The organism is Marinobacter denitrificans (genome assembly GCF_008795955.1).
GTDB lineage: Bacteria > Pseudomonadota > Gammaproteobacteria > Pseudomonadales > Oleiphilaceae > Marinobacter > Marinobacter denitrificans.
Genome location: NZ_VMHN01000001.1, coordinates 130,973 through 152,913, shown reverse-complemented (window position 1 = coordinate 152,913; position 21,941 = coordinate 130,973). Strand labels below are relative to the sequence as shown.

At 57.3% G+C, this 21,941-nt stretch carries 20 protein-coding genes and 3 tRNA genes; 15 read left to right on the top strand and 8 right to left on the bottom strand.

The window, feature by feature from the left end; all coding sequences use genetic code 11:
• Positions 1-22 precede the first annotated feature (22 nt).
• The 3 genes from FO268_RS00715 to FO268_RS00705 all read left to right on the top strand — a co-directional run bounded on the left by FO268_RS00715 (position 23) and on the right by FO268_RS00705 (position 2,404).
• The gene (locus FO268_RS00715; RefSeq protein ID WP_150988149.1) at positions 23-505 is read left to right on the top strand and encodes a YajQ family cyclic di-GMP-binding protein; all 483 of its coding nucleotides are present in this window, start codon (positions 23-25) and stop codon (positions 503-505) included.
• Between the two features lie 78 nt (positions 506-583).
• Complete coding sequence (locus tag FO268_RS00710) at positions 584-1,921, top strand: AmpG family muropeptide MFS transporter (protein ID WP_150988142.1); 1,338 nt, start codon at positions 584-586, stop codon at positions 1,919-1,921.
• A gap of 171 nt (positions 1,922-2,092) precedes the next feature.
• The gene (locus FO268_RS00705) at positions 2,093-2,404 is read left to right on the top strand and encodes an MGMT family protein (protein ID WP_150988139.1); all 312 of its coding nucleotides are present in this window, start codon (positions 2,093-2,095) and stop codon (positions 2,402-2,404) included.
• Positions 2,405-2,591: 187 nt separating this feature from the next.
• On the opposite strand, the gene FO268_RS00700 is transcribed toward FO268_RS00705, so the two are convergent.
• The gene (locus FO268_RS00700) at positions 2,592-3,353 is read right to left on the bottom strand and encodes an SDR family oxidoreductase (RefSeq protein ID WP_150988136.1); all 762 of its coding nucleotides are present in this window, start codon (positions 3,351-3,353) and stop codon (positions 2,592-2,594) included.
• Positions 3,354-3,449: 96 nt separating this feature from the next.
• On the opposite strand from FO268_RS00700, the gene FO268_RS00695 reads away from it, so the two are divergent.
• The 6 genes from FO268_RS00695 to gspD all read left to right on the top strand — a co-directional run bounded on the left by FO268_RS00695 (position 3,450) and on the right by gspD (position 9,975).
• Positions 3,450-4,010, top strand: a complete 561-nt coding sequence (locus FO268_RS00695) for an FxsA family protein (protein WP_150988133.1) — start codon at positions 3,450-3,452, stop codon at positions 4,008-4,010.
• A gap of 161 nt (positions 4,011-4,171) precedes the next feature.
• On the top strand, positions 4,172-4,459 hold the full coding sequence (gene groES / locus FO268_RS00690) for a co-chaperone GroES (RefSeq protein WP_007155569.1): 288 nt from the start codon (positions 4,172-4,174) through the stop codon (positions 4,457-4,459).
• 64 nt (positions 4,460-4,523) lie between these two features.
• Positions 4,524-6,176 carry a chaperonin GroEL gene (gene groL, locus FO268_RS00685; protein ID WP_150988129.1) on the top strand — a complete coding sequence of 551 codons (1,653 nt, stop codon included), beginning with the start codon at positions 4,524-4,526 and terminating at the stop codon, positions 6,174-6,176.
• A 168-nt stretch (positions 6,177-6,344) separates the two neighbouring features.
• Positions 6,345-7,139, top strand: a complete 795-nt coding sequence (locus FO268_RS00680) for a type II secretion system protein N (protein WP_150988126.1) — start codon at positions 6,345-6,347, stop codon at positions 7,137-7,139.
• Positions 7,139-7,993, top strand: coding sequence for a type II secretion system protein N (locus FO268_RS00675; RefSeq protein ID WP_150988124.1), 855 nt, complete (start codon positions 7,139-7,141; stop codon positions 7,991-7,993). The genes FO268_RS00680 and FO268_RS00675 overlap by 1 nt, the downstream gene beginning before the upstream one ends.
• Before the next feature lie 32 nt (positions 7,994-8,025).
• Positions 8,026-9,975, top strand: coding sequence for a type II secretion system secretin GspD (gspD, locus tag FO268_RS00670; protein WP_150988121.1), 1,950 nt, complete (start codon positions 8,026-8,028; stop codon positions 9,973-9,975).
• A 46-nt stretch (positions 9,976-10,021) separates the two neighbouring features.
• Here the strand turns inward: gspD and FO268_RS00665 are convergent, their stop codons facing one another.
• The 6 genes from FO268_RS00665 to purE all read right to left on the bottom strand — a co-directional run bounded on the left by FO268_RS00665 (position 10,022) and on the right by purE (position 17,380).
• Positions 10,022-11,974 carry a M48 family metallopeptidase gene (locus FO268_RS00665; protein WP_150988117.1) on the bottom strand — a complete coding sequence of 651 codons (1,953 nt, stop codon included), beginning with the start codon at positions 11,972-11,974 and terminating at the stop codon, positions 10,022-10,024.
• A gap of 11 nt (positions 11,975-11,985) precedes the next feature.
• Positions 11,986-12,573, bottom strand: coding sequence for a LemA family protein (locus FO268_RS00660; RefSeq protein ID WP_150988113.1), 588 nt, complete (start codon positions 12,571-12,573; stop codon positions 11,986-11,988).
• 45 nt (positions 12,574-12,618) lie between these two features.
• Positions 12,619-14,685 (bottom strand): putative bifunctional diguanylate cyclase/phosphodiesterase, encoded by a 2,067-nt coding sequence (locus tag FO268_RS00655; protein WP_150988110.1) that lies wholly within the window; start codon positions 14,683-14,685, stop codon positions 12,619-12,621.
• A gap of 272 nt (positions 14,686-14,957) precedes the next feature.
• Entirely contained in the window at positions 14,958-15,536 is a 579-nt protein-coding gene (gene sodB, locus FO268_RS00650; RefSeq protein ID WP_150988106.1) for a superoxide dismutase [Fe], read from the bottom strand.
• 72 nt (positions 15,537-15,608) lie between these two features.
• The gene (locus FO268_RS00645) at positions 15,609-16,727 is read right to left on the bottom strand and encodes a 5-(carboxyamino)imidazole ribonucleotide synthase (protein ID WP_150988103.1); all 1,119 of its coding nucleotides are present in this window, start codon (positions 16,725-16,727) and stop codon (positions 15,609-15,611) included.
• Between the two features lie 161 nt (positions 16,728-16,888).
• Positions 16,889-17,380: a 5-(carboxyamino)imidazole ribonucleotide mutase gene (gene purE, locus FO268_RS00640; protein ID WP_150988100.1), complete on the bottom strand. Its 492-nt coding sequence runs from the start codon at positions 17,378-17,380 to the stop codon at positions 16,889-16,891.
• A 181-nt stretch (positions 17,381-17,561) separates the two neighbouring features.
• Here purE and FO268_RS00635 point away from each other — a divergent pair, with 181 nt between their 5' ends.
• From FO268_RS00635 to FO268_RS00610, 6 genes are all read left to right on the top strand, one after another.
• Positions 17,562-18,569 (top strand): hypothetical protein, encoded by a 1,008-nt coding sequence (locus tag FO268_RS00635; protein ID WP_150988097.1) that lies wholly within the window; start codon positions 17,562-17,564, stop codon positions 18,567-18,569.
• Positions 18,570-18,684: 115 nt separating this feature from the next.
• Positions 18,685-19,563, top strand: a complete 879-nt coding sequence (locus FO268_RS00630; RefSeq protein WP_150988094.1) for a DUF2846 domain-containing protein — start codon at positions 18,685-18,687, stop codon at positions 19,561-19,563.
• An 87-nt stretch (positions 19,564-19,650) separates the two neighbouring features.
• Positions 19,651-19,893, top strand: a complete 243-nt coding sequence (locus FO268_RS00625; RefSeq protein WP_150988091.1) for a hypothetical protein — start codon at positions 19,651-19,653, stop codon at positions 19,891-19,893.
• A gap of 79 nt (positions 19,894-19,972) precedes the next feature.
• Positions 19,973-20,048 (top strand) — tRNA-Val (locus tag FO268_RS00620).
• 69 nt (positions 20,049-20,117) lie between these two features.
• Positions 20,118-20,194, top strand: a tRNA-Asp gene (locus tag FO268_RS00615).
• Between the two features lie 11 nt (positions 20,195-20,205).
• Positions 20,206-20,281, top strand: a tRNA-Val gene (locus tag FO268_RS00610).
• A 90-nt stretch (positions 20,282-20,371) separates the two neighbouring features.
• On the opposite strand, the gene FO268_RS00605 is transcribed toward FO268_RS00610, so the two are convergent.
• A complete protein-coding gene (locus tag FO268_RS00605) occupies positions 20,372-21,778 on the bottom strand; it encodes a 3-oxoacyl-ACP reductase (RefSeq protein ID WP_150988088.1) in 1,407 nt (468 codons plus the stop codon).
• Positions 21,779-21,941: the final 163 nt, after the last annotated feature.

The following is a 21,941-nucleotide window of genomic DNA, read 5'->3' as shown; positions in this document are numbered from 1 at the left end:
TTGTAAAAAGTGAGAACCCACCATGCCTTCTTTTGACATAGTTTCTGAAATCGACATGCACGAAGTGACCAATGCCGTAGACCAGGCCAAACGCGAGTTGGGTAATCGCTGGGACTTCAAGAACGTGGAAGCGGACATCGAGCTGGACGACAAGGGCATTACCATCAGCGCCGAGCAGGAGTTCCAGCTGGAACAGCTGATGGACATGCTGAGAATGGCTTTTGCCAAACGTAATATCGATGCCCGGGCGCTGTCTGAGAATGGTGAGAGCAAGTCCGGCAAACTGGTGAAGCAGCACCTGCAACTCAAGCAGGGCATTGAGACTGACATGGCCAAGAAGATCGTCAAGATGATCAAGGACGCCAAGCTGAAGGTCCAGACCAGCATCGAGGGTGACAAGGTGCGGGTAAAAGGCAAAAAGCGTGACGACCTGCAAACCGCTATCGCCCTGCTGAAAGAAGCCGAGCTGGACGTACCGCTGCAATTCAACAATTTCCGCGACTGATTCGGGGGCTGAACCATCTTATCCGGCAGCAACCTGGCACTGCTCAGGGAAACCGTATACACCTACACCCGTTGGCAGGTGATTGCGCTCCTGTTTCTGGGCTTTTCCGCAGGCCTGCCTTTTCTGCTGGTGTTTTCCACACTGAACGCTCGGCTGGCCGATGTCGGAGTGGAAACCGCCACCATCGGGTTTTTCAGCTGGCTGGGTATTACCTACTCGATCAAGGTGTTCTGGGCCCCGGTGGTAGACCGGGTGAAGCTGCCGCTTCTTGACAAGCTCCTGGGCAAACGCCGCAGTTGGATATTACTGGCTCAGGCGGGCATTGCTACCGGTCTTTACCTGATGGCCCATGTTGATGCCACGGTTGCGCCGGAAATAATGGCGTTCTGTGGCTTGTTGGTCGCCTTCTCTTCTGCCACCCAGGATGTGGCGATTGACGCCTACCGGATCGAGATCGCCGAGGAACGCCTGCAGGCGGCTTTGGCCGCGACCTATATATTCGGCTACCGTCTGGCGCTGCTTGTAGCCGGGGCAGGAGCCTTGTATCTGGCCGAGTTCTGGTCCTGGCAAGTGTCCTACGAAGTGATGGCGTTGCTGGTAGGCGTGGGCATGGCGACTGTCATCATCGTGCGGGAACCGGCGGTCAATCATTTTGCCGCGGCCCAGGACATTGCCGACAAAATCGAACACGAAGCCAGTAAACGCACCCACTTGAACCCTCGGCTGGCGCGGTTTATAGGCTGGTTCTATGCAGCAGTGGCCGGGCCGTTCCTGGATTTCTTCCGGCGCTACAAGGAACTGGCGATTCTGATTCTGGTGATGGTGGCGGTGTACCGCATATCGGATATCGCCATGGGCGTTATGGCCAACCCCTTCTACCTGGACTTTATGGGCTTCTCCAAAACCCAGGTGGCGGACGTCACCAAGATTTTCGGTTTCTTCATGACCATCGCCGGCTCCCTGGTGGGTGGTGTGCTGGTTGTACGCTATGGCGTGCGCAAGATACTGCTTACGGGCGCCATCATGACCGCATCCACCAATCTGCTGTTCGTGGTTCTGGCGCAATACCCCCCGAATCTCGCCACCCTGGCGCTGGTGGTCAGCGCCGACAACCTCAGCGGCGGTATCGCCAACGTGGCGCTCATCGCCTGGCTCTCCAGCATGACCAGCGCCGCCTTTACGGCAACACAGTACGCACTGTTCAGCTCACTGATGACGCTGCCCGGCAAATTTATTGGCGGCTTCTCGGGCATAGTGGTAGCCGGTTTTGGATACGGGGAGTTCTTCCTGGTGGCCGGGCTGATGGGCATCCCCGCTATACTGCTGGCGTGGTTTATGATCAGCAAAGGCGAACGCCTGGATGCCCTGGCGCCCCGCAATAAAGAAGTCGAAGACGAACCCGGCAGGGTGGATTAGGCACTTTGACCTGCGGTTTCGACGGCTGGCCCGGGGGTGGGGGTACCTTTTCCTTGGAAAAAGAACTCGCTTCGCTCAGACACCTTTTTCTGGCGGAAAAGGTACCCCCACCACCGGGCCGATCGAACTCCTGATTGGACCTCTTGAACGATACAAACTCGAACCAACCCCATGACAGAGCCCACCAAGGACCAGAAAATCTGGCAAGTCGTTGCCGCCATTCCCGCTGGCTGCGTAGCCAGCTACGGCCAGATCGCCCACATGGCCGGCTTGGGCCGGCAGGCCCGGTACATCGGAAAAGCCCTCGGGAAACTCCCCGAAGGACACTCCATTCCCTGGTACCGCGTGATCAGAAGCAACGGGCAGATCGCATTCCCCCTCGGAAGTGTGGCATTTGAGGTGCAGGCCCAGAATCTACGGGAGGAGGGGGTCGTGGTTGTCGATGGCAGGATTTCGATGAAACAGTACCAGTGGCGCCCGTAACCGTTAACGGTGTTTTGGATAAATCTATTTAGCGATCCCACCAAAGGTTCAGTCGGGTGGGGGGTGGCGGTATTTTTTCTGCCAGAAAAAGATGTCTGAGCGAAGCGAGTTCTTTTTCCAAAGAAAAAATACCGCCACCCCCTAGCCAGCCCCCAAACCCCTCAGGCTAGGAGGCAAACCTGAAAGCCTACAGCCGAAGCGCCCCATCAACCTCAATCATGCGCCCGGAGAGGTAGTCGTTCTCGAAGATAAAAGCCGCAGCAGAGGCAATCTCTTCCGGCTTACCCATACGCTTCAGAGGAATGCCAGCGGTCATTTTATCCAGTGCTTCCGGTTTCATTGAAGCGGTCATTTCGGTTTCGATAAAACCCGGGGCAATGCCCATGCAACGGATGCCGTATCGGGCGAGCTCTTTGGCCCAGACAGGAACCAATGCTGAAACGCCAGCCTTGGCAGCAGAGTAGTTGCTCTGGCCCATGTTGCCTGCGCGGGAAATAGACGCGATGTTGATGATCACACCCTGGTCACCATTCTTGATCATCTGCGTGGACGCCTCACGGCCGCACAAAAAGACGCCGGTCAGATTCACATCAATGACTGCCTGCCACTGGGACAGTTCCATGCGCTTTTCAACCTGCCCATCCTTTACCTTCACCATCAGGCCATCCCGCAGGATGCCGGCGTTATTGATCAGGCCGTTGAGGTGCCCGAAGTCGGCCACGATGGCTGCGAAGGTTTGCTCCACCTCTTCTTCCTTCGCCACGTTGCAGACGTAGGTTTTGGCCTCGCCTCCGGCTTTTTTACAGGCTTCGGCTGCTTCGGCCAGTTTCTCCGGCATCAGGTCGATCAGGGCCAGGCGGGCGCCTCTGGCGGCCAGGTATTCTGCCATGGCACGGCCCAGGCCCTGGCCTCCACCGGTAATTGCAATCACGGAATCTTGAAGTTTCATGTTTCGCCCTAAGGTAATGAATGAACAAGCGAGGCGAGTATACCAGAGCTTATTACCGCCGCCGCTACCAGACACAGTGCATCCCGGGAGGCTCTTTTGGGCGTTTTTCTCTTTCTGTTCATTGTAATGCCCATCGTCGAAATGACGATTCTGATCAAGGTGGGAACCCTCATCGGTGCCCTCAATACCGTGGGTCTGGTATTGCTGACGGCGGTCATCGGCGCCGCCCTCCTGAGACAGCAGGGGCTTGCCACCTTGCTGAAGGCCAACCAGCGACTCAATAGTGGTGAGCTGCCAGCGAAGGAAGTGGCCGAAGGCCTGATCCTGGCTGTGGGCGGTGCCCTGTTACTTACGCCAGGCTTTGTCACCGACACGATCGGCTTTTTGTGCCTGATTCCCGGTTCCCGTCACTGGCTCGCCGCACAGGCACTCAAGCGCATGGTTGTGGCAGGCCGGGGCAGCAGTTTCACCTTTACCGCCGGGCAACGTGGACCTTTCGAGGGGCAGGGGCCTTTCGGTGGCCGCGAGAGCCCGTTCGGCCGTCAGAACCCCTTCGACAGGAACGAGGACGTCATCGAGGGGGAGTACCGGGATGAGACTGAGCGCGATCATCAGCGTCTGGACCGCGATGATGACGATTCACCGAAAAAAAAGTGAAATTTTTTTTCGCCAACTATTGAAAACGAATGTGCCACCCCCACATAGGTCTCACAAGTTCGCTGCGGGCTAATAACCGCTGTAAAACAGTTGGTTAAAAGCCCCGGCTTTTAACGCAACCATCATTGCCAAACCTAACCTGACATTGGAGATATCGAGCAATGAAAATACGTCCGCTACACGATCGTGTTGTCGTGCGCCGTAAGGAAGAAGAAGAGAAAACAGCTGGTGGCATCGTACTGCCGGGTAATGCCAAGGAGAAGCCTTCCCAGGGTGAAGTTATCGCCGTAGGTAATGGCCGTATTCTCGACAATGGCGAAACCCGCGCATTGGCGGTCAAGGTTGGTGACACCGTGGTCTTTGGCCAGTACGCCGGTAATACCGTGAAAGTTGACGGCGAAGACCTGCTCATCATGAGCGAAAACGACATTTTCGGCGTTCTCGAGTAAAACTCGGTTACGCAGCAATCCGATTGAACGATCAAATTGGGTTTAACGAACAGGAATAGAAGACATGGCAGCAAAAGACGTTAGATTCGGTGACAGCGCCCGTAAACGTATGGTTCAGGGCGTTAACGTTCTGGCAGACGCAGTAAAGGTAACCCTGGGTCCGAAGGGCCGTAACGTGGTTCTGGACAAGTCCTTCGGCGCGCCGACCGTGACCAAGGACGGCGTATCCGTCGCCAAGGAAATCGAACTGAAAGACAAGTTCGAAAACATGGGCGCCCAGATGGTCAAGGAAGTTGCTTCCCAGACCAACGACACCGCCGGTGACGGTACCACCACTGCGACCGTCCTGGCTCAGGCCATCGTGCGTGAAGGCATCAAGGCGGTTACCGCCGGCATGAACCCGATGGATCTCAAGCGTGGCATCGACAAGGCCACCATCGCTGCAGTACAGGCCATCCGTGACCTGTCCAAGCCGTGTGACGACAGCCGCAACATTGCCCAGGTAGGCACCATCTCCGCCAACGGCGACGAGACCATCGGCCAGCTCATCGCAGACGCGATGGAGAAAGTTGGCAAGGAAGGCGTCATCACCGTTGAAGAAGGCCGTGGCCTGGAAGACGAGCTGGATGTGGTCGAAGGCATGCAGTTCGACCGTGGCTTCCTGTCTCCGTACTTCATCAACAACCAGGAAAACATGTCCACCGAGCTGGATGACCCGTACATCCTGCTGGTCGACAAGAAGATCTCCAACATCCGCGAACTGCTGCCGGTGCTGGAATCTGTTGCCAAGGCTGGCAAGCCGCTGATGATCATCGCTGAAGACATCGAAGGCGAAGCGCTGGCAACACTGGTTGTGAACAACATGCGCGGAATCGTGAAAGTGGCTGCCGTGAAGGCGCCTGGCTTCGGTGACCGTCGCAAGGAAATGCTGCAGGACATCGCTATCCTCAGCGGTGGTACCGTGATTTCCGAAGAAGTTGGCCTGACTCTGGAGAACACCACCCTGGACGATCTGGGTACTGCCAAGCGCGTCAACATCACCAAGGAAAACACCACCATCATCGATGGCGCCGGTGCCCAGGGTGATATCGAAGCCCGTGTTGAGCAGATCCGCAAGCAGATCGAAGACAGCTCTTCCGACTACGACAAGGAAAAGCTGCAGGAGCGTGTTGCCAAGCTGGCTGGCGGTGTGGCCGTCATCAAGGTTGGCGCCGGTTCCGAAGTGGAAATGAAAGAGAAGAAGGCACGCGTTGAAGACGCACTGCACTCTACCCGTGCTGCGGTTGAGGAAGGCATTGTACCGGGCGGCGGCGTAACCCTGATCCGGGCCATTGCGTCCCTGGATAAGGTAGACGCCATCAACGAAGAGCAGAAGGCTGGCGTTAACATCCTGCGCCGTGCCATGGAAGCTCCGCTGCGCCAGATCGTAACCAACGCCGGTGGCGAAGCCTCCGTTGTTGTTAACAAGATCATGGAAGGCGAAGGCGCCTACGGCTATAACGCCTCTACCGAAGAGTTCGGTGACATGCTGGAAATGGGTATCCTTGACCCGGCCAAAGTGACCCGCTCTGCCCTGCAGGCTGCCGCTTCTGTGGCTTCCCTGATCATCACCACCGAGGCGATGATTGCGGACGAGCCTGAAGAAGAAGGTGCCGGCGGTGGTATGCCGGACATGGGTGGTATGGGCGGAATGGGAGGCATGGGCGGCATGATGTAATGCCGGCCTGACCCGGACTGTTTCTCATTTTTTGAGAAATGGCCCCGTCAACCCATGAAAAACCCCGCGTTGGTTCACACTGACGCGGGGTTTTTTGTTTTTTTGTCATGAACTTGCGAAATGGCTTTGCTAGACTCGGCAACCGGCCATTCATCTTTGTGACACTGTATGAGCGAAACCCCTGCAAAAGCCTTTCTCAGACCTGGCAAGATCTTCCTTCTAACCCTTGCTGGTGTACTGATCTATCTGGTTGCGCTGGTGGTTCTTGTCCCTGCCGGTTGGCTATGGCACCAGGCTTCGGCGCATATTCAGCTGCCACCCGAAATCCAGGTCAGGCAGGTTTCCGGTAAAGCCTGGTCCGGCGCGGCTGGTGCCGTGGTTGCCGGCTATCCTGTCATGCTGGATTGGCAGCTTGGCGCCCCGTCACTGACTGAGTTGGCGGTGCCGGTTGGTTTTTCACTGGCGACATCACAATCCTCGGTTAATGGCCGTGTTAATCTCAACTGGCAAGGGGCCGGTACTCTTGACGCAAGCGGCAAGCTGACTGTGGCCGAGTTCGAGGATATGATCCGTCGTAGCGGTGGCGCGGTAATCGAAGGAGATGTCACCATCGATCAGTTGGTGCTGTCCTGGGAGGACGGGCGCCTCACCGGTGCTGATGGACTTGGCCGATGGGCGGGCGGCAGAGTCACGTGGCCTATGGGTAACACCGTCGGACGGGCCGATTTCCCGCCCATGCGAGCGAGCCTCGACAGTACCGCTGATGGCGTCGCGCTGGTTGTGGCACCGGAAAGTGGTGGTGGCCCCGCCGCTGATGCCGAAATACGCTGGAACGGCATGATGGATTTAAGGGTGTACAAACGCATGGTGGATCTGGCAGGCCAGCCCTGGCCGGACTCGGCCAGCCCCGACGATGTGGTATTCCGGGTCAGGCAGCCGCTGATTCCGGGAGGCGCGCTGTGATGGCTGTGGCAACAGCCATCGGTGGCCAGCGACTACCGCGAGTGCTGGCCAATCTTCTACTGGTTGGCCTGGTCGTTTATCTTGCCTGGGTGTTGGCGCAGACTACGTGGCTGATTGCCTGGGACGAGCGCCCGGTTTCTGTGGCGTCGGCTTCAGCGGCTGGTTCCGCAGCCACCGCCACGTCAGCCCGCCTGCAACCCATGGCAGCCCACCAGTTGTTCGGCCAGCCCGCAGAAGGAGCCCGAGTGGCTGAAGTGGTTCGCCGTTCGGCACCGGAAACCCGGCTTAATCTCCGGCTTGAGGGGGTGTTGGTTGCAGAGCGCCCGGAAGACTCCGGTGCTATAGTGGCGGGAAGCAATGGGGTAACAGAGCATTATCGCGTGGGTGACGTTTTGCCCGGCAATGCAGAGCTTACAGAGGTGGAACCTGGCCGGGTCCTGATTCGTCGTAATGGCCAGTACGAAAGCCTGACCTTTGATGATGAGATACCAGCAGGCCTGGTTGAGGATGTTGAGGAAGATCCGGTAACCTCTTCGCCCGAACAGTTCCTGAGTGACGCCAGGGAACAGCTTGACTCCCAGGGTGTTGCGGCACTTGCCCCTTATGGGCTCAGCCCGGCAGGCGATGACGGCAGCTCGGGGTATGTTTACGATGGCTCGAATGCCATGCTCAATGCCGTCAGCCTCAAGGCCGGTGACGTGATTACCGCCGTCAACGGCCAGCGCCTGGGCGACCTTGAGCAGGATGCGGCGCTATTGGAGAACTGGCGGTCTGAGCCGCAAGTTGAAATCGAAATTGAACGGGACGGATCCATTCTGACCGTAAGCTATGCCATACCTGAACAGTGGCGCTGAACGGATTTAACAATACAGGACAAGAACGCCAGATGCTGAACCACAGATCCAATCTATTCCGGGCTTTCGTTGTGGCCCTGTTGCTGCCCCTTATGTCGCTCGCTTACGGCCAGGATGAGACCTGGCGGCTGAACCTCAAAGACGCCGACATTCGTGCGTTTGTCACCCAGGTGGCTGACATTACCGGTTACAGCTTCGTGGTGGACCCGCGGGTAAAGGGTAAGGTCACAGTGCTTTCCAGCGCCCCCATGAACAAGGATGAGATTTACGATCTGTTTCTTGCTGTCCTTCAGGTGCACGGGTTTACGGCGATCCCCGGCGAGGAAGTGATCAAGGTGGTGCAGCAGGTGGATGCCAAACAGTCCGCTGAATCGCTTGACCGGTTTACTCAGGTGCCCTCGGAACAACTGATCACCCGGGTCATCCAGATTGATAACGCCAACGCTCTGGAACTGGTGCCCATTCTGCGGCCGCTTGTGGCAAAATACGGCCACCTGGCTGGCGTTGCCGCAGCCAATGCCCTGATTGTCAGTGATCATTCGTCGAATATCCGCCGCATTGAACAAATTGTCCGGGAGCTGGACAGTCCCTCGAAGTACGAAGTGGAAGTGATTCAGCTGGAGGAAGCCTGGGTCGGCGACATGGTGGAACTGTTGCAGGAACTGGCACCGGATGAGCTCGGGCAGGGCGGCGGTGAGAATGCCGCCCGCAAATACAGTGTCACGGCGGACGAGCGCAGTAATCGGCTGATTCTTCGCGGCGACGAGACTTTCCGCGACAAGATGCGTTCACTGATCACCAAGCTTGACCAGCCCTCTGCCACCGGCGGCACCACCAAGGTCATTCGCCTGAGCCATGCGGATGCGGAAAACCTGACGGAAATTCTGAAAGGTGTGATGGGGGAGTTGGCCAAAGAATCTTCCGGCTCGAATGGCTCGGCGGGTAGTAGCTCTGGCAGCAGCCGCAACTCGGGCTTTGCTGTTTTCGCCGATGAGGGGCTTAACGCCCTGGTGGTGCGTGGCGAACCCTCCATGATGCAGGAAGCCGAGCAGATCGTGCAGGCCCTGGACGTACGACGTGCCCAGGTGATGATCGAAGCGGCCATTGTCGAGATCAGCGACGAGCTGGGTCAGGACCTTGGGGTTCAGCTTGCGGTTGGGGACGAATCGGGTGAGTCCACCCCGGTGGCCGGAACCAATTTCAACAACGTTGGCCGTAGCCTGGGGGATGTACTTGGCGCCATCCTGACAGACTCACTGATCGAGCCCGCCACGGGGGGCATTACCCTCGGGGCTGGTCAACGTAATGAGGACGGAATTTCCTGGGGTATCCTGCTGCAGGCGCTGTCGACCTCCGCCGCAGCAAACCTGCTGTCGACGCCGAGCATCATTACTCTGGATAACCAGGAATCTGAAATCATCGTCGGTCAGAACGTACCTTTCCGTACCGGACAATCCACCGTCACCGGTGACGGCACCACGAATCCCTTTACCACCATCGAGCGCCGGGATATCGGCCTGACCCTGAAGGTGACGCCCACCATCAGCGCAGACGGCCTGGTGCGTCTTGTGGTAGAGCAGACCACCGAGAACATTGGCGATAGCGTGGAGTCAGCTTCGGACATCATTACCAACAAGCGTGAAATCAAGACCACTGTGCTGGCAGATGATGGAGAAACGATTGTTCTTGGCGGTCTGACGACGGACGACCTTCAGATCAACAAGAGCAAGGTGCCGCTGCTGGGGGATATTCCCGTGCTCGGCCGTCTGTTCTCGTCGGAGTCGGAGCGTCGGGTGAAGCGTAATCTGCTGGTGTTCCTGCGGCCTACCATCATGCTTGGCAAGGCTGAGTCGATCGCCGCTACGGATAAGAAGTTCCAGAGCCTGTGGGAGATCAATCTCGGGGTGCGGCGCAAGCTGGGGCTGCCTGACCCCGAGAGACCACCTACGAAAGAGTCGCTGTTCAATCCGAGTAATGACTGAGGTTCCTGGCGGGCGCCTGCCCCGGGAGCCCTCAACGGCTCCTGGCCTAGGCCCTAAGTGGTGGCATCGGGCAGTCTAGCTGATCCGCTATCAGGCGGATCAACTCGTACTCGCTGGTGCTGACGTTGCCGTCGGCCATGACGCAGTGGCCACAGGCATCTATGATGCCGGGTTTAAGCAGGGGCGACAGGCTGTTGAGCGTCAGCAGTGCCTGTCTCAGCAGCGTAACTGACACTTCTGTAAGCAGCTCCGGTGTCCCCCCGTTTGATATGAAGCCAGCCATGGCCTCGTCAAAGAGGGATTCTCTGTTACGACCATCTTCTGCACCCGCCCGTGCCATCAGGCTGAATACGACCTGTAACTGGGTTGTCACAGGCCGGTAGCTACGATAACGCACTGGCACTACCCGCGCCGAGTCTTCAGCCAGGTGGCGGCGCAGAAAGGTGTGCATGGCCAGTTCGAAGAGGCTCAGCCGGTTATCTGCTTTGATGAGGGTTTCGGTGCCGGCCATCAGCGTTGCGCGTTCGTCCGGATCCAGTTTGCGCAGGGCAGGCATGGCCAGTTCCAGGGCAGGGAATCGAACACCCGGGCCCAACGATTCCAGGGCAGGCAACAGTTTGCTCAATAACTCCCGGTTGGGGGTAAGGATAGAGCCCCCTTCAATCAATGCCAGCCGTTGCTCTCTTGTCTGCGATGGCAACTGGTAAACCAGGAGTGCATAACACAACTGGACAGCACCAGCACGGGTGTATAGCAGGTTGCGAAAAGTGGAAGGCAGGCTGCTCAGGAGTGTCACCGCAAAGTCTTCACTGCGCTGGTTAACGGTACCTACACTGTCCGAGATTTTTTGCGGTGGTCGGCTATTTAGCGGTGACGTGGTGCCGGGGCCAAACCCGGCGGTGGCTTCTGGAAGCGGGGAGCCGGAAGTGCCTGAGCGGGCGGATCGCAGTGTTCCCTCCGGTTCTGTGTCTCTCAGGCGGCTGCGAAGCCGCGCAAACAGGCCCGGCTGTATGGCTTCGATGCGCTCCTGCACCGGGGGGTGAGAAGCCAGCAGGGCGGTAAACTTCATTCGGGTGCTTTCGCCAAAACACATATGGTTCATGTCGCTGGCGTGGCTGGTGGTGTCCAGATACCCACCCTTGAGGCCGATCTTGAACAGAGCCCCGCCGATGCCCTCGGGATTGCGGGTAAACTGAACCGAGGAGGCATCCGCCAGCATTTCCCGCTGCCGTGAGACGGCCGATTGTATCAGCCGTCCGAAAAACACACCGACGTAGCCGATCACTACCAATGCCAGCCCTACCAGCCCGAAGATTGCCGTGCCCCGGCTGTTGCGTGATGTTCGTACTGAGCGGTGAGAACCAGAAAAAGACACACGCAGCAGGAAGCTGCCTATCTGCCCGACCATCAGAATGCCGGCCAGAATGGCAATAAGGCGAACGTTGAGCCGCATGTCACCATTCAGAACATGGCTGAACTCGTGGCCCACCACGCCCTGAAGTTCGTCACGGCTTAATTGGGTCAAGGCGCCATGGGTTACCACCATTACGGCTTCACCGGGCGTGTAGCCGGCTACAAAGGCGTTGATGCCGGTTTCGTGGTCCATCACGTAAAGGCCAGGAACGCTCACGCCGCTGGCGATAGCCATCTCTTCAACGATGTTGCGCAATTTGCGCTCGTCTGCATCCCGGGTGTCCGGGTCGATGGCCCTGGCGCCGACCATTTTTGCCACTCGTTCACCGCCACCGGCCAGGTCGGCCCAGCGGATCAGCGATCCAATTCCGATCAGCCCGACCACCGCAAGTGCCGTTAACAGCCCGTGACGGCTGAGCAGCCACTCAGCAAACGCGAGGCCGGTGGTCTCGCTGCGGGTAACCAGATAACCCACAAGGCAGACGCTGAGGGTGATAAGAGCCACGGCCGCCAGAAACAGGATAACGAGTAACCCTGTATTCCGGCGAGCGCTGGCCTGGCGCTGGAAAAATCCCGTGTGCGACATAACAAAAGGCCTCAGAAGGCGACTTTCGGTGCCTGGCGGGCGTCAGGGGATTCCAGTTCCAGTTGGGAGGATGGTTTGAAGGCAAACAGTCCCGCCACGATGTTGTTGGGGAACTGCTCGCGGAAGATGTTGTAGCTCATCACGCCATCGTTGTAGGCCTGACGTGCAAACGAAACGCGGTTTTCGGTACTGGAGAGTTCTTCCATCAGTTGCTGGATGGTCTCATTGGCTTTCAGTTCCGGGTAGTTTTCAGCCACCGCGTAAAAATTGGCAAGGGCCTTGGACAGCATATTTTCGGCACTGCCGAGGCGCTGAATCTTGCCGCCATCTGCAGGGTCGCCGGCCGCGTCTTTCTGGGCACTGACGGCATTGTTGCGGGCTTGCATCACCTCGGTGAGCGTATTGCGCTCGTGGGAGAGGTAAGCCTTGGCAGATTCCACCAGGTTTGGAATCAGGTCATGACGGCGCTGCAGCTGGACATCAATCTGGGCAAACCCGTTCTTGAACTGGTTGCGCAGGGAAACCAGACGGTTATAGATAAAGACGATATAGACAACAACGACCGCAATAACAATCAGGCCGATCAGTGTGGTTCCCATGGCAACTCCTTGCGTGCAGAGGGATCAGGGTGGGTGGTACGGATCTCAGGCGTTATTTTCAGCGATTTTACTGTGAAAACTGGCAACGAACCTCTCAAAATCGTGGGGTTTGAGTGGTTTGCTGAAGTAATACCCCTGCGCCAGCTGGCATCCCCGCTGGGCGAGATAGTATTCCTGTTCCGCTGTTTCCACGCCTTCCGCCACAACGGTAAGGTTCAGGCTCTTGCCAAGGTCGATAATGGTATTGGCAATTCGGGTGTCTTCTTCGTTGACCAGCAGGTCACGGATGAACTGTTTGTCGATCTTCAGGTGCTGTACCGGCATCCGCTTGAGATAGGTCAGCGATGAATAACCGGTTCCGAAATCGTCAACGGCGATGCTGATGCCGGCCCTGTGCAGGCGCTTCAGTTTATCCACCGCATCTTCCAGGTTGGTCATGAAACTGGTCTCGGTCACCTCGAGCTCCAGCCTGCCGGCGGGTATATTGTGCCGCTTCAGGGTGTCGAGAATGTCGTCCACGATGGAGTCCTGGCGGAGCTGTACCGCCGACAGGTTGACGGCAATCCGCAGGGGCATGCTGTCACTGGCCCAGCGGGCCGCCTGCCAGCAGGCCTGATCAAGCACCCATTGTCCGATTTCTACAATGGTGCCGTTCATTTCAGCCACGGGGATAAAGTGGTCTGGTGGGACAAGTCCCTTTTGCGGGTGCTCCCAGCGGATCAGTGCTTCGGCGCCGATAATGCGGCGGGTTTCCAGGTTGATTTGCGGCTGGTAGACGAGGTGGAACTGGTGATTGCTCAAGGCGACGGAGAGATCTTTCTCGAGTTGCTTTCGCTCACGAATCTCCTGGTCAACGCTGGCAACGTAGAACTGGAAGTAGTTGTGCCCGCTTTCCTTGGCCAGCGCCATGGTCTGCTCGGCACTTTGCAACAGCCTGTCACCCTTTTCGGCATCGCCCGGGAACAGGGCAATGCCCAGGGTTGCCGTCATGGTAACGGTCTGGTCGTCAAACATCATCGGGTTGCTAAGAGTAGCAAGAATGCGATCGGCGGTATTGGCTGCCTGGAATCCGTCGCGCAGCCCTTTCTCTACGATAACAAACTGGTCGCTGCCCAGGCGGGCAATGGTGAAACGGGTGCCCCCCAGCAGCTGGGTGAGGCGATCAGCGACGGCCTGAAGGATCAGGTCACCGGTACGGAAGCCACACTGTTCATTGATGGACTTGAAGTCGTCAATGCCGCAGCAAATAAGAGAGAGGACGGATTTATCGTCCCTGGCCTCTTCAATATCCGTTTGCAGTAGCTCCATAAAGGTGTCCCGGCTGGGCAGGCCGGTCAACTGGTCATACCTGGCGAGCCGGTTCACCCGGTCTTCTGCTTCTCGGTGGCGGGTCTGGCTGTCACCAATGGCCACCAGCAGGTTGTTGGTGGCATTTACCCAGAGCCCGAGCTCGTCGTTCTGATGGCCGTGAGGAAGATGAATGAGGTTGTCGTCAGGGTGGTCCGGGTCCACCTGCTTGACGGACTGGACAATTCGCAGCAGCGGACGGGTGAGCAGCAAATGGAAGACGACGAACAATACCATTCCAAGAATAACGGCAATGGCGATACCTGAGCCGAAAGTGACCGAGGCACGCTCAAGCCAGGTGCCGGTAGATGGCCCTGTGTCATAGTGAAGTTCGAGATAGCCATAAATGTTTCGGCGGCCGGTATTGCCGCTGCGGGAAAGCTCCTGACGGTAGGTTCGCTCGGCACCAAAAATCGGATCGGTAATGGGACGAAACGCACTTTCCTTGAGCGGCCGATTACGATAGCCAAGAGCCTCGCCGTCCGGATGGGTGATCCGTGCCAGATGAATGGATTCCTGGGCAAACAGGCCATCGACAACCTGTTGCGCCAGATCAGCATCGATGCTGAAAACGGCCTGGGTGGAGGCGTCCCTGACCAGGGCCATGGTCTGCTCCGACTGGGCGTCAAGTGAGGCCGATACGCGCCGTGCATCCAGAATAACCTGAATGGTACTGACAAGAATCCCGCTGATCAGCGCAACAGCCAGTACCCATCGCAGTACCCGGTACCCCAGGCGATGTTCTACCTCAAAGGAATTTTGCATGGAAGCCTGTATAATTCGTTCCAACTGATTGAGACCCGGCACCGCATTCCAGGGGGCGAGGGGGCTCCCGGTCTATTGTTTTGTAAAACTATGGATCAGTTCCCGTTACTGCTTTCAGTATCGGCAATTTTTCCAGATATTTCAGGGTTCAGGTGTATCGTTTTGTAATGCCTGTTTCCGTCCAGATACAAAAATGCCCGCAGTTCAGCGGGCATTTCTTCTTCAGGCGCCTGCTCCCTGCTGCATTCCGAGCAGGGAGATCAGAAGCGTTGTTACGCCAGGTTTTCGTTAACGAAATCCCAGTTAATCAGCTTCCAGAACGCTTCCAGGTAGTTCGGGCGCGAATTACGGTAATCAATGTAATAGGCGTGCTCCCAGACATCAACGGTCAGTACCGGCTTGTCGGCAGTGGTCAGCGGTGTCTCGGCATTGCTGGTATTCACAATGGCGACGCTGCCGTCTGCTTTCTTTACCAGCCAGGTCCAGCCTGAACCGAAGTTGTTGGCGGCCTTGTCGTTGAACTCTTTCTTGAAGTCTTCGAAGGAGCCAAACGCTTTCTCGATAGCATCCTTGGCAGCCCCGGTGGGCTCACCACCGCCGTTCGGGCTCAGGCAGTGCCAGTAGAAGGTGTGGTTCCAGACCTGTGCTGCGTTGTTGAACAGCGGGCCACTGGCGCTCTTGATGATGTCTTCGAGCGACTTGTTGGCGTTGTCCGTACCTTCGATCAGCCCGTTGAGCTTGGTAACGTAGGTGTTGTGGTGTTTACCGTAGTGATACTCAAGAGTTTCCTGAGAGATGTGCGGTTCCAGTGCGTTCTTTTCATAAGGCAGTGCGGGAAGTTCAAATGCCATGAGGTCGTTCTCCCTGATTCTCTCTGTTTATGTGTATGTCGACTTGTAAATATAGGGGCGCTTTGAGTTATATCAACCCCTTGCCGTGAGCGTGCTGTTGAACTCAGGACATCCGGGTAAAAACTGCGCGCAATTTTTTACCCGCCATACCAATTCTTCGTAGCTGTCGGCCAGAACGGTCACGTGTCCAAGTTTCCGCCCCGGGCGCTCGCCTTTATTATAGAGGTGTACATGAGCGTAAGGCAGTTCGAGGATTCGTTCAATGTCGCCGTGCTCGGCAATGATATTGATCATGCAACTGACACCGCGCGGGTCGGTACTGCCGAGAGGGTGGCCGCTTACTGCCCGAATATGGTTCTCGAACTGACTGGTCATAGCGCCTTCAATGGTCCAGTGGCCGGAGTTGTGTACCCTTGGCGCCATTTCATTGGCCACCAGTCCATCGGCCGTCTCGAACAGCTCCAGGGTCAGTACGCCCACATAGTCCAGTTCGTTCAACAACGCCTTGATGTAGCGTTCGGCATCTTCCTGAACGTGCTTCTCCAGCTTCGGCGCCGGCGCGATAGAGTAGCGCAGGATGCCTTCGTGGTGGGCGTTTTCTGCCATGGGGTAAAAGGCCAGTTCGCCGTCTTCGGCGCGCACCGCGATGATGGAAACCTCGCGGCGGAACTCGACGAATTTCTCGACGATCAGGCGCGGGTGGCCAATGGACTGCCAGGCGGCTGCGGCTTCTTCCGGAGAGCGGAGAACTGCCTGGCCTTTACCGTCATATCCTTCGGTATTGGATTTTGCGACCACCGGGCATCCTAGCGATTCTGCAGCTTTCTGCAGGGATTGGGCGCTGTCCGCGATTTTCCATTCGGGTGTCGGGATACCAAGCTCACCGAACAGGGTTTTCTCCATTTCACGGTTTTGGCAAACCTGCAGTGCCCGGGGGCAGGGGTGAACCGGCTTCTCTTTCGCGATTTGCTCGGCTACATCAACCGGTAAGTGTTCGAACTCGTACGTGACCCGGTCTACACGGGAGATAAAATCGTCCAGATACTGACCGTCTCGATCAATAATCACTTCACCCAGACCTGCACTGGGACTACCCGACATATCATAGAAAACAAACGTCTTGGCCAGCGGGTACCCAGCCAGCGCCAACATACGCCCGAGCTGACCAGCACCTAGAACACCAATTCTCATCTGTCATCTCCTGCCATTAGGCATCTGCAAAGTTCGGGGAGTGGGTGGGGAGCGCTTTCCAAAACTGTGCGGAGCCATGGATGGCGGAGCCCAAGCGTACATGGACGTATTTACAGCGTGTTTTGGAAAGCGCTCCCCACCCACTCCTGCACCCAGGCCGACTACTGCTCGCTGGGATCAGGATTATCCAGGATCGTTTGTGTCTGGTTCGCGCGGAATTCATCAACAGCCTTACGGACATCGTCTCTGAAAGTACCGATAATCTGCGCAGCCAGAAGACCCGCATTGGTGGCCCCGGCTTTGCCGATAGCCAGAGTACCAACCGCAATGCCGCCGGGCATCTGTACGATGGAAAGCAGCGAATCAAGGCCGTTGAGTGCTTTGGACTGGACAGGAACACCTAGCACCGGTAGTGACGTCTGAGAAGCAACCATGCCCGGCAAATGGGCCGCACCGCCTGCGCCAGCTATGATGACTTTGAGGCCGCGGTCGGAAGCGGATTTGGCGTAATCAAACAGCAGGTCCGGTGTGCGGTGGGCAGAGACAACCTTTGTCTCGTAAGGTACGCCCAGCTTGTCCAGCATCCCGGCGGCATGTTCCATGGTGGGCCAGTCTGACTTCGAGCCCATGATGAGTCCTACAAGCGGCTGCATATGCAACAGTCCTGATGTGTGAGAAAGCCGGCCATTGTATGTAAGGCCCTGTAACCATGCAAACGCATCATGATGTAACCTTCCTTCGGCAGACGCCGTTCAGGGCGCTCATTTTGCGTCGTTGCAAGGTACGGGTATTATCATGCCTAGTTACCCTTACCGTCCATATCCTGGAGCTGTTATGGAACCGATCCGTCCGGATGATGATGAAGTACGTGCTGGTACCGCAGATACCAAGCGGGAAGAGGGGCTGTCTGCCCAGCGGGAACCGCGGGATAGCGGGAAGGCAGCCCGGGACAAAAAACCTGAAGCACCCAGGCGAGCCGCTGCCGGAGGTGGTGACGCCAGCAAGCCTGCAGGCAGCCTGCGCAAAACTCCCGGAGGTGGTGGCCCGGGCCGGGGTGGAATGTGGGCTATTGCCCTGCTTGTAGTTGCCGGTGCCGCCGGTGCCGGATGGTACCAGCAGGAGCAACGAATCCAGATGTTGGAAGGCCAGCTGGAAGAGGCAGACTACTGGGCACGTCAAAGCAAGCTGGCACTGGCACGGTTTGAGGGCGAGCTGTCCGAAACCGGTGAAAGCCTGCAGGAGACAGGGCAGTCCATGGAAGAGCAGTTGGCCTCTCAGGGCGAGCGCCTGGATACGGTTGACAGCGAAATAGCCAAGCTCTGGGGCGTGGCCAATGACCGCAACCGGAAACGACTCGATGACCACGAGTCGCAACTCGAGTCGCTGCGCGCAGACCTCGACGAGGGCAAGAGTGCCCGTGACACGCTGACCGCCTCGGTGGAAAAGCTGGAAACCGACGTTGCCTCCCGAATGGAGGCGGTCGAGTCTGATCTTGAAAAGCAGATTACAGCCGTGCGTGAGACTGGCCAGGAGAACGCCTCCAGGCTGACCAGTCTGGACGAATCCCTTGCTAGGGTCGATCAGCTGGTGGAGCGTCAGTTGGTCCGGTTTGAGCGTGAGCAGAAACTCACCATTGATGGCCTGGAAAGCCGGATTGCCGCACTTGAAGAAGCAACAGACAACCTGTCCAGCAGCGGGCAGCTGAATGCTGTCCGCAGCGAACTGGCTGAGCTGGAGGGCACGGTAGCCTCCATTGATTCTTCCCGTGCCCAGCTGACATCGAGGCTTGTCCGGTTGTCCGAGGAAGTGAATGACTTGCGGTCGCGGATATCGGGGCAGTAAGCCCCGGTTGAGCTTTGTAACAGTTTGTAGTCATCCCTTGCGGTAGCTCTCAGTTCCGCAAGTTCGCAGTTGTTATGATCGGGACAACTCGCGAAAGGATGAAGAGTGAACAACAATGAAAACCCGATTTCTTTTTCCCGGTCTTTCCCGTTTTCTGGCAGCCCTGTTTGTGGCTTCGCTGCTGGCGCTTGGCTCCGGCTGCACGGTTTACCAGTCCATTGGCAAGAGCGTAGGCTCATTTCTGCACCCCGTATCAGGGCATGATTTTGTCCACATAGACAATGATCAGTGGGATCGCAGCAACGCGGTTCTGTATTTCTACCGCACCCATTCCCAGTGGGCCGCTGATGAAATAGAGGCCCCGAGCGTCTATATCGACGACAACCATTACTTCAACATCCGCAACGATAGCTTTACCTGGTTGGAAGTTGCCCCGGGAGAGCGTCACATTGCTATACGCCGGCCGCTGCTGGGGCTGGAGGGACTGAACTCGTTCAGTCTCAGCCTGATTGCAGATGCAACGCTGAAGGTGGAACCGGGAAATATCTACTACCTGCGTTATAACGAACTGGAAGGGCCTGAGAGCACCCACCCGGGGCTGGCTGAAGACCATCCTCTGACCGCAGGCGACTTGCAACTGGTCACGCGGGAATACGCCATGCAGGCTGACGAGATCGTATCCACCCGTTTCCTCAACAGCGATCTGCTGGCGCCGAATCATGCCGCCGTTTCGATTGTAGAGGTGAATGAAGACGGCGACTATGAACGCGATCTGGCTTTGCTGGAAGAGGAGCGTGAAGCCGAGATAGAGCGCCTTAAAGCCGAAGGGAAGTATGAAGAGGCGCCCTGGTACTGGGCATTTGGCGGCGGGCCTACAGTGCCGCTGGAAAGCGACCGCAGGCTGCGGGAACTGGAGCAGGACTATGCCGCCCTGGAGCAGGAGCGCAGGCGCAGGGAAGAGGCGGAAGACGATGGTGGCTGGTGGATATTCTGAAGCAGGCATTCAGGCCCGTGATGAACTGGTGTTTCCGTACCCGGTTACTAGACTGTTAATAGTCAGTCATAACAAGGTCACTGAAACATGTCGCTGAAGGATTCCCTGCAGAAAAGGTTTCGTCGGTTTTCTGAAGACGTTCTACCCGAAGCTCTTAACGACATGGGCCGGAGTATTGAGCGTGTCAGAAAGCGTTTGGACCATCTGAACTGCTCGCTGGCGGAGCGGGCATTGCCCGAAGATCGCAAGCGACGGGTCAGTGAGCTTGCCTTGAGTCGCAAGGCAAAAAAAGCGGCCCAGAAAAGCATAAAAATCCGGGAAAAAATTTGACACCGTCAGACAAATGCTTAAAATGCGCGTCTCACTTGGTCGAGACAGCAACGCTGAATCGCCAGTGTGCTGTAAAAGTGGGCGGTTAGCTCAGCTGGGAGAGCATCGCCCTTACAAGGCGAGGGTCACTGGTTCGATCCCAGTACCGCCCACCACTTTTCAGCATCGCCGGGCTACCCCGCCCGGTTTCAGGTCCCGAAAGCCGTTCAGGCAGGGATTGATGCGGAGCGGTAGTTCAGCTGGTTAGAATACCGGCCTGTCACGCCGGGGGTCGCGGGTTCGAGTCCCGTCCGCTCCGCCATTTTTATTCCCGGGTGGTTAGCTCAGCTGGGAGAGCATCGCCCTTACAAGGCGAGGGTCACTGGTTCGATCCCAGTACCACCCACCATTTTTCCCCTTGAAGTGTTATTGCAAGCCAGGTGCTTGGGTTGTCGGATTACGGCTTCGCATAATCCGACACCACACTCCCGACAATCTCCTACTTACCAATCAACGACTGCCCACAAACCCGAACAACATTCCCGTTCACACCATTCGATGCCGGGTTGCAATACCACGCTATGGCCTCTGCCACATCCACTGGTAAACCACCCTGGGAGAGACTGTTCATGCGCCGGCCGGCTTCGCGGATGGTGATGGGCATGGCGGCGGTCATCTGGGTTTCGATGAAACCGGGTGCGATGGCATTAATGGTTACACCGTTCTTCACCTGTTTCGCCATGGCTTCCACGTAGCCAATCACGCCGCACTTGGCGGTGGAGTAGTTGGTCTGGCCAAAGTTGCCGGCGATACCGCTGATAGAGGATATGCACACGATGCGGCCGTTCTCCCGCAGCAGTTCCCCGTGCATCAGCTCCTCGTCGATCAGTTCCTCTGCCGTCAGGTTCACCGCGATGGTCATGTCCCAGAAATGCTCCGGCATATTGCCGAGGGTTTTGTCCCTGGTAATACCAGCATTGTGGATGACCAGGTCAATGCCGCCGAAGTGATCTTTCACAAAATCAGCAATCTGCTTCGGTGCTTTCTCGTCGGTAATATCGCAGGCTAGGGCCTTGCCTTTAATGGAGTTCATGACCTTCTGCAGGTCTTCCATGGCGGGCGGAATGTCCAGGCCAATCACCGTGGCGCCATCCCGCGCCAGGGTTTCGGCAATGGCGGCGCCAATGCCTCGCGAGGCACCGGTCACCAGGGCCACTTTCCCTGTCAGCGGAGCAACGGGGTTGGTGGCGGGTGCGTCTGTGCTCTTGCCAATGCGAGCTACCTGTCCGGACACATAGGCCGAGCGGGGTGAGAGGAAAAAGCGCACACTGGAATCCAGTTGCTTTTCTGCGCCGGGCGCCATCCATAACAGGTTGGCCGTGGAACCTTTCTTGCCCACTTCCTTGCCTACGCTGCGCACAAAACCTTCCAGTGCCTGATGCGCCGCGGCTTTGGCCGGTTGGCGACAGGTGGCAGGGTCCTGTCCGATCACCAGTACGCGGCCATTGCCTGCCAGCTTACGGATGGTAGGGTGGAAGAAGTCGTAAAGCGCTCTCAGGTCGGTGGTGTCCTTCATGCCCGTGGCGTCAAACACCAGGGCTGAGAATTTGTGGTCTATCTCGGTATTGAGCGGCAGCGCTTTGGCCTTGTTGCCGCTTTTGGCAGAATCGTTCAGAGTATCAAAGGCACTGGCATGGAAGAGCTTCGCAGGGCTGGCCCCCAGCAGGCCGCCTATGGCGGCAATGGCTTTGCTCCCGTTAGCAGCCCCGATAAGTACATCGCCTTCGATAAACGGCTGATCTGCGCGCTTCCAGCGTTTCAGATTGACAGGCGAGGGCAGTCCCAGGGACTGGGCGGCAGTTCTGCCCACCGGGGTGTTGACGAATTTGAGATAACGATCAGACATGGCATTTTCCTTTTGCGAAACGGATATCGGCGTACAGGTTAAAGAATCGGGCCGTTTTTGGATTGACTCAACGCTCCCACACTGTTGTCAGGGATGCCAATGAGCCAGGCCCCCTCGGCGCTAAACTGCAACGCAATGAATACACTCGTTCAAACAGGACAAC

Coding starts and splice junctions, on each gene's coding strand:
- groES (WP_007155569.1), top strand. CDS start 4,172: ATGAAAATACGTCCGCTACACGATCGTGTTGTCGTGCGCCGTAAGGAA.
- sodB (WP_150988106.1), bottom strand. CDS start 15,536: ATGGCATTTGAACTTCCCGCACTGCCTTATGAAAAGAACGCACTGGAA.
- FO268_RS00605 (WP_150988088.1), bottom strand. CDS start 21,778: ATGTCTGATCGTTATCTCAAATTCGTCAACACCCCGGTGGGCAGAACT.
- FO268_RS00635 (WP_150988097.1), top strand. CDS start 17,562: ATGGAACCGATCCGTCCGGATGATGATGAAGTACGTGCTGGTACCGCA.
- gspD (WP_150988121.1), top strand. CDS start 8,026: ATGCTGAACCACAGATCCAATCTATTCCGGGCTTTCGTTGTGGCCCTG.
- FO268_RS00715 (WP_150988149.1), top strand. CDS start 23: ATGCCTTCTTTTGACATAGTTTCTGAAATCGACATGCACGAAGTGACC.
- FO268_RS00645 (WP_150988103.1), bottom strand. CDS start 16,727: ATGAGAATTGGTGTTCTAGGTGCTGGTCAGCTCGGGCGTATGTTGGCG.
- FO268_RS00705 (WP_150988139.1), top strand. CDS start 2,093: ATGACAGAGCCCACCAAGGACCAGAAAATCTGGCAAGTCGTTGCCGCC.
- FO268_RS00675 (WP_150988124.1), top strand. CDS start 7,139: ATGGCTGTGGCAACAGCCATCGGTGGCCAGCGACTACCGCGAGTGCTG.
- FO268_RS00655 (WP_150988110.1), bottom strand. CDS start 14,685: ATGCAAAATTCCTTTGAGGTAGAACATCGCCTGGGGTACCGGGTACTG.
- purE (WP_150988100.1), bottom strand. CDS start 17,380: ATGCAGCCGCTTGTAGGACTCATCATGGGCTCGAAGTCAGACTGGCCC.
- FO268_RS00680 (WP_150988126.1), top strand. CDS start 6,345: ATGAGCGAAACCCCTGCAAAAGCCTTTCTCAGACCTGGCAAGATCTTC.
- FO268_RS00665 (WP_150988117.1), bottom strand. CDS start 11,974: ATGTCGCACACGGGATTTTTCCAGCGCCAGGCCAGCGCTCGCCGGAAT.
- FO268_RS00630 (WP_150988094.1), top strand. CDS start 18,685: ATGAAAACCCGATTTCTTTTTCCCGGTCTTTCCCGTTTTCTGGCAGCC.
- FO268_RS00660 (WP_150988113.1), bottom strand. CDS start 12,573: ATGGGAACCACACTGATCGGCCTGATTGTTATTGCGGTCGTTGTTGTC.
- FO268_RS00625 (WP_150988091.1), top strand. CDS start 19,651: ATGTCGCTGAAGGATTCCCTGCAGAAAAGGTTTCGTCGGTTTTCTGAA.
- groL (WP_150988129.1), top strand. CDS start 4,524: ATGGCAGCAAAAGACGTTAGATTCGGTGACAGCGCCCGTAAACGTATG.
- FO268_RS00700 (WP_150988136.1), bottom strand. CDS start 3,353: ATGAAACTTCAAGATTCCGTGATTGCAATTACCGGTGGAGGCCAGGGC.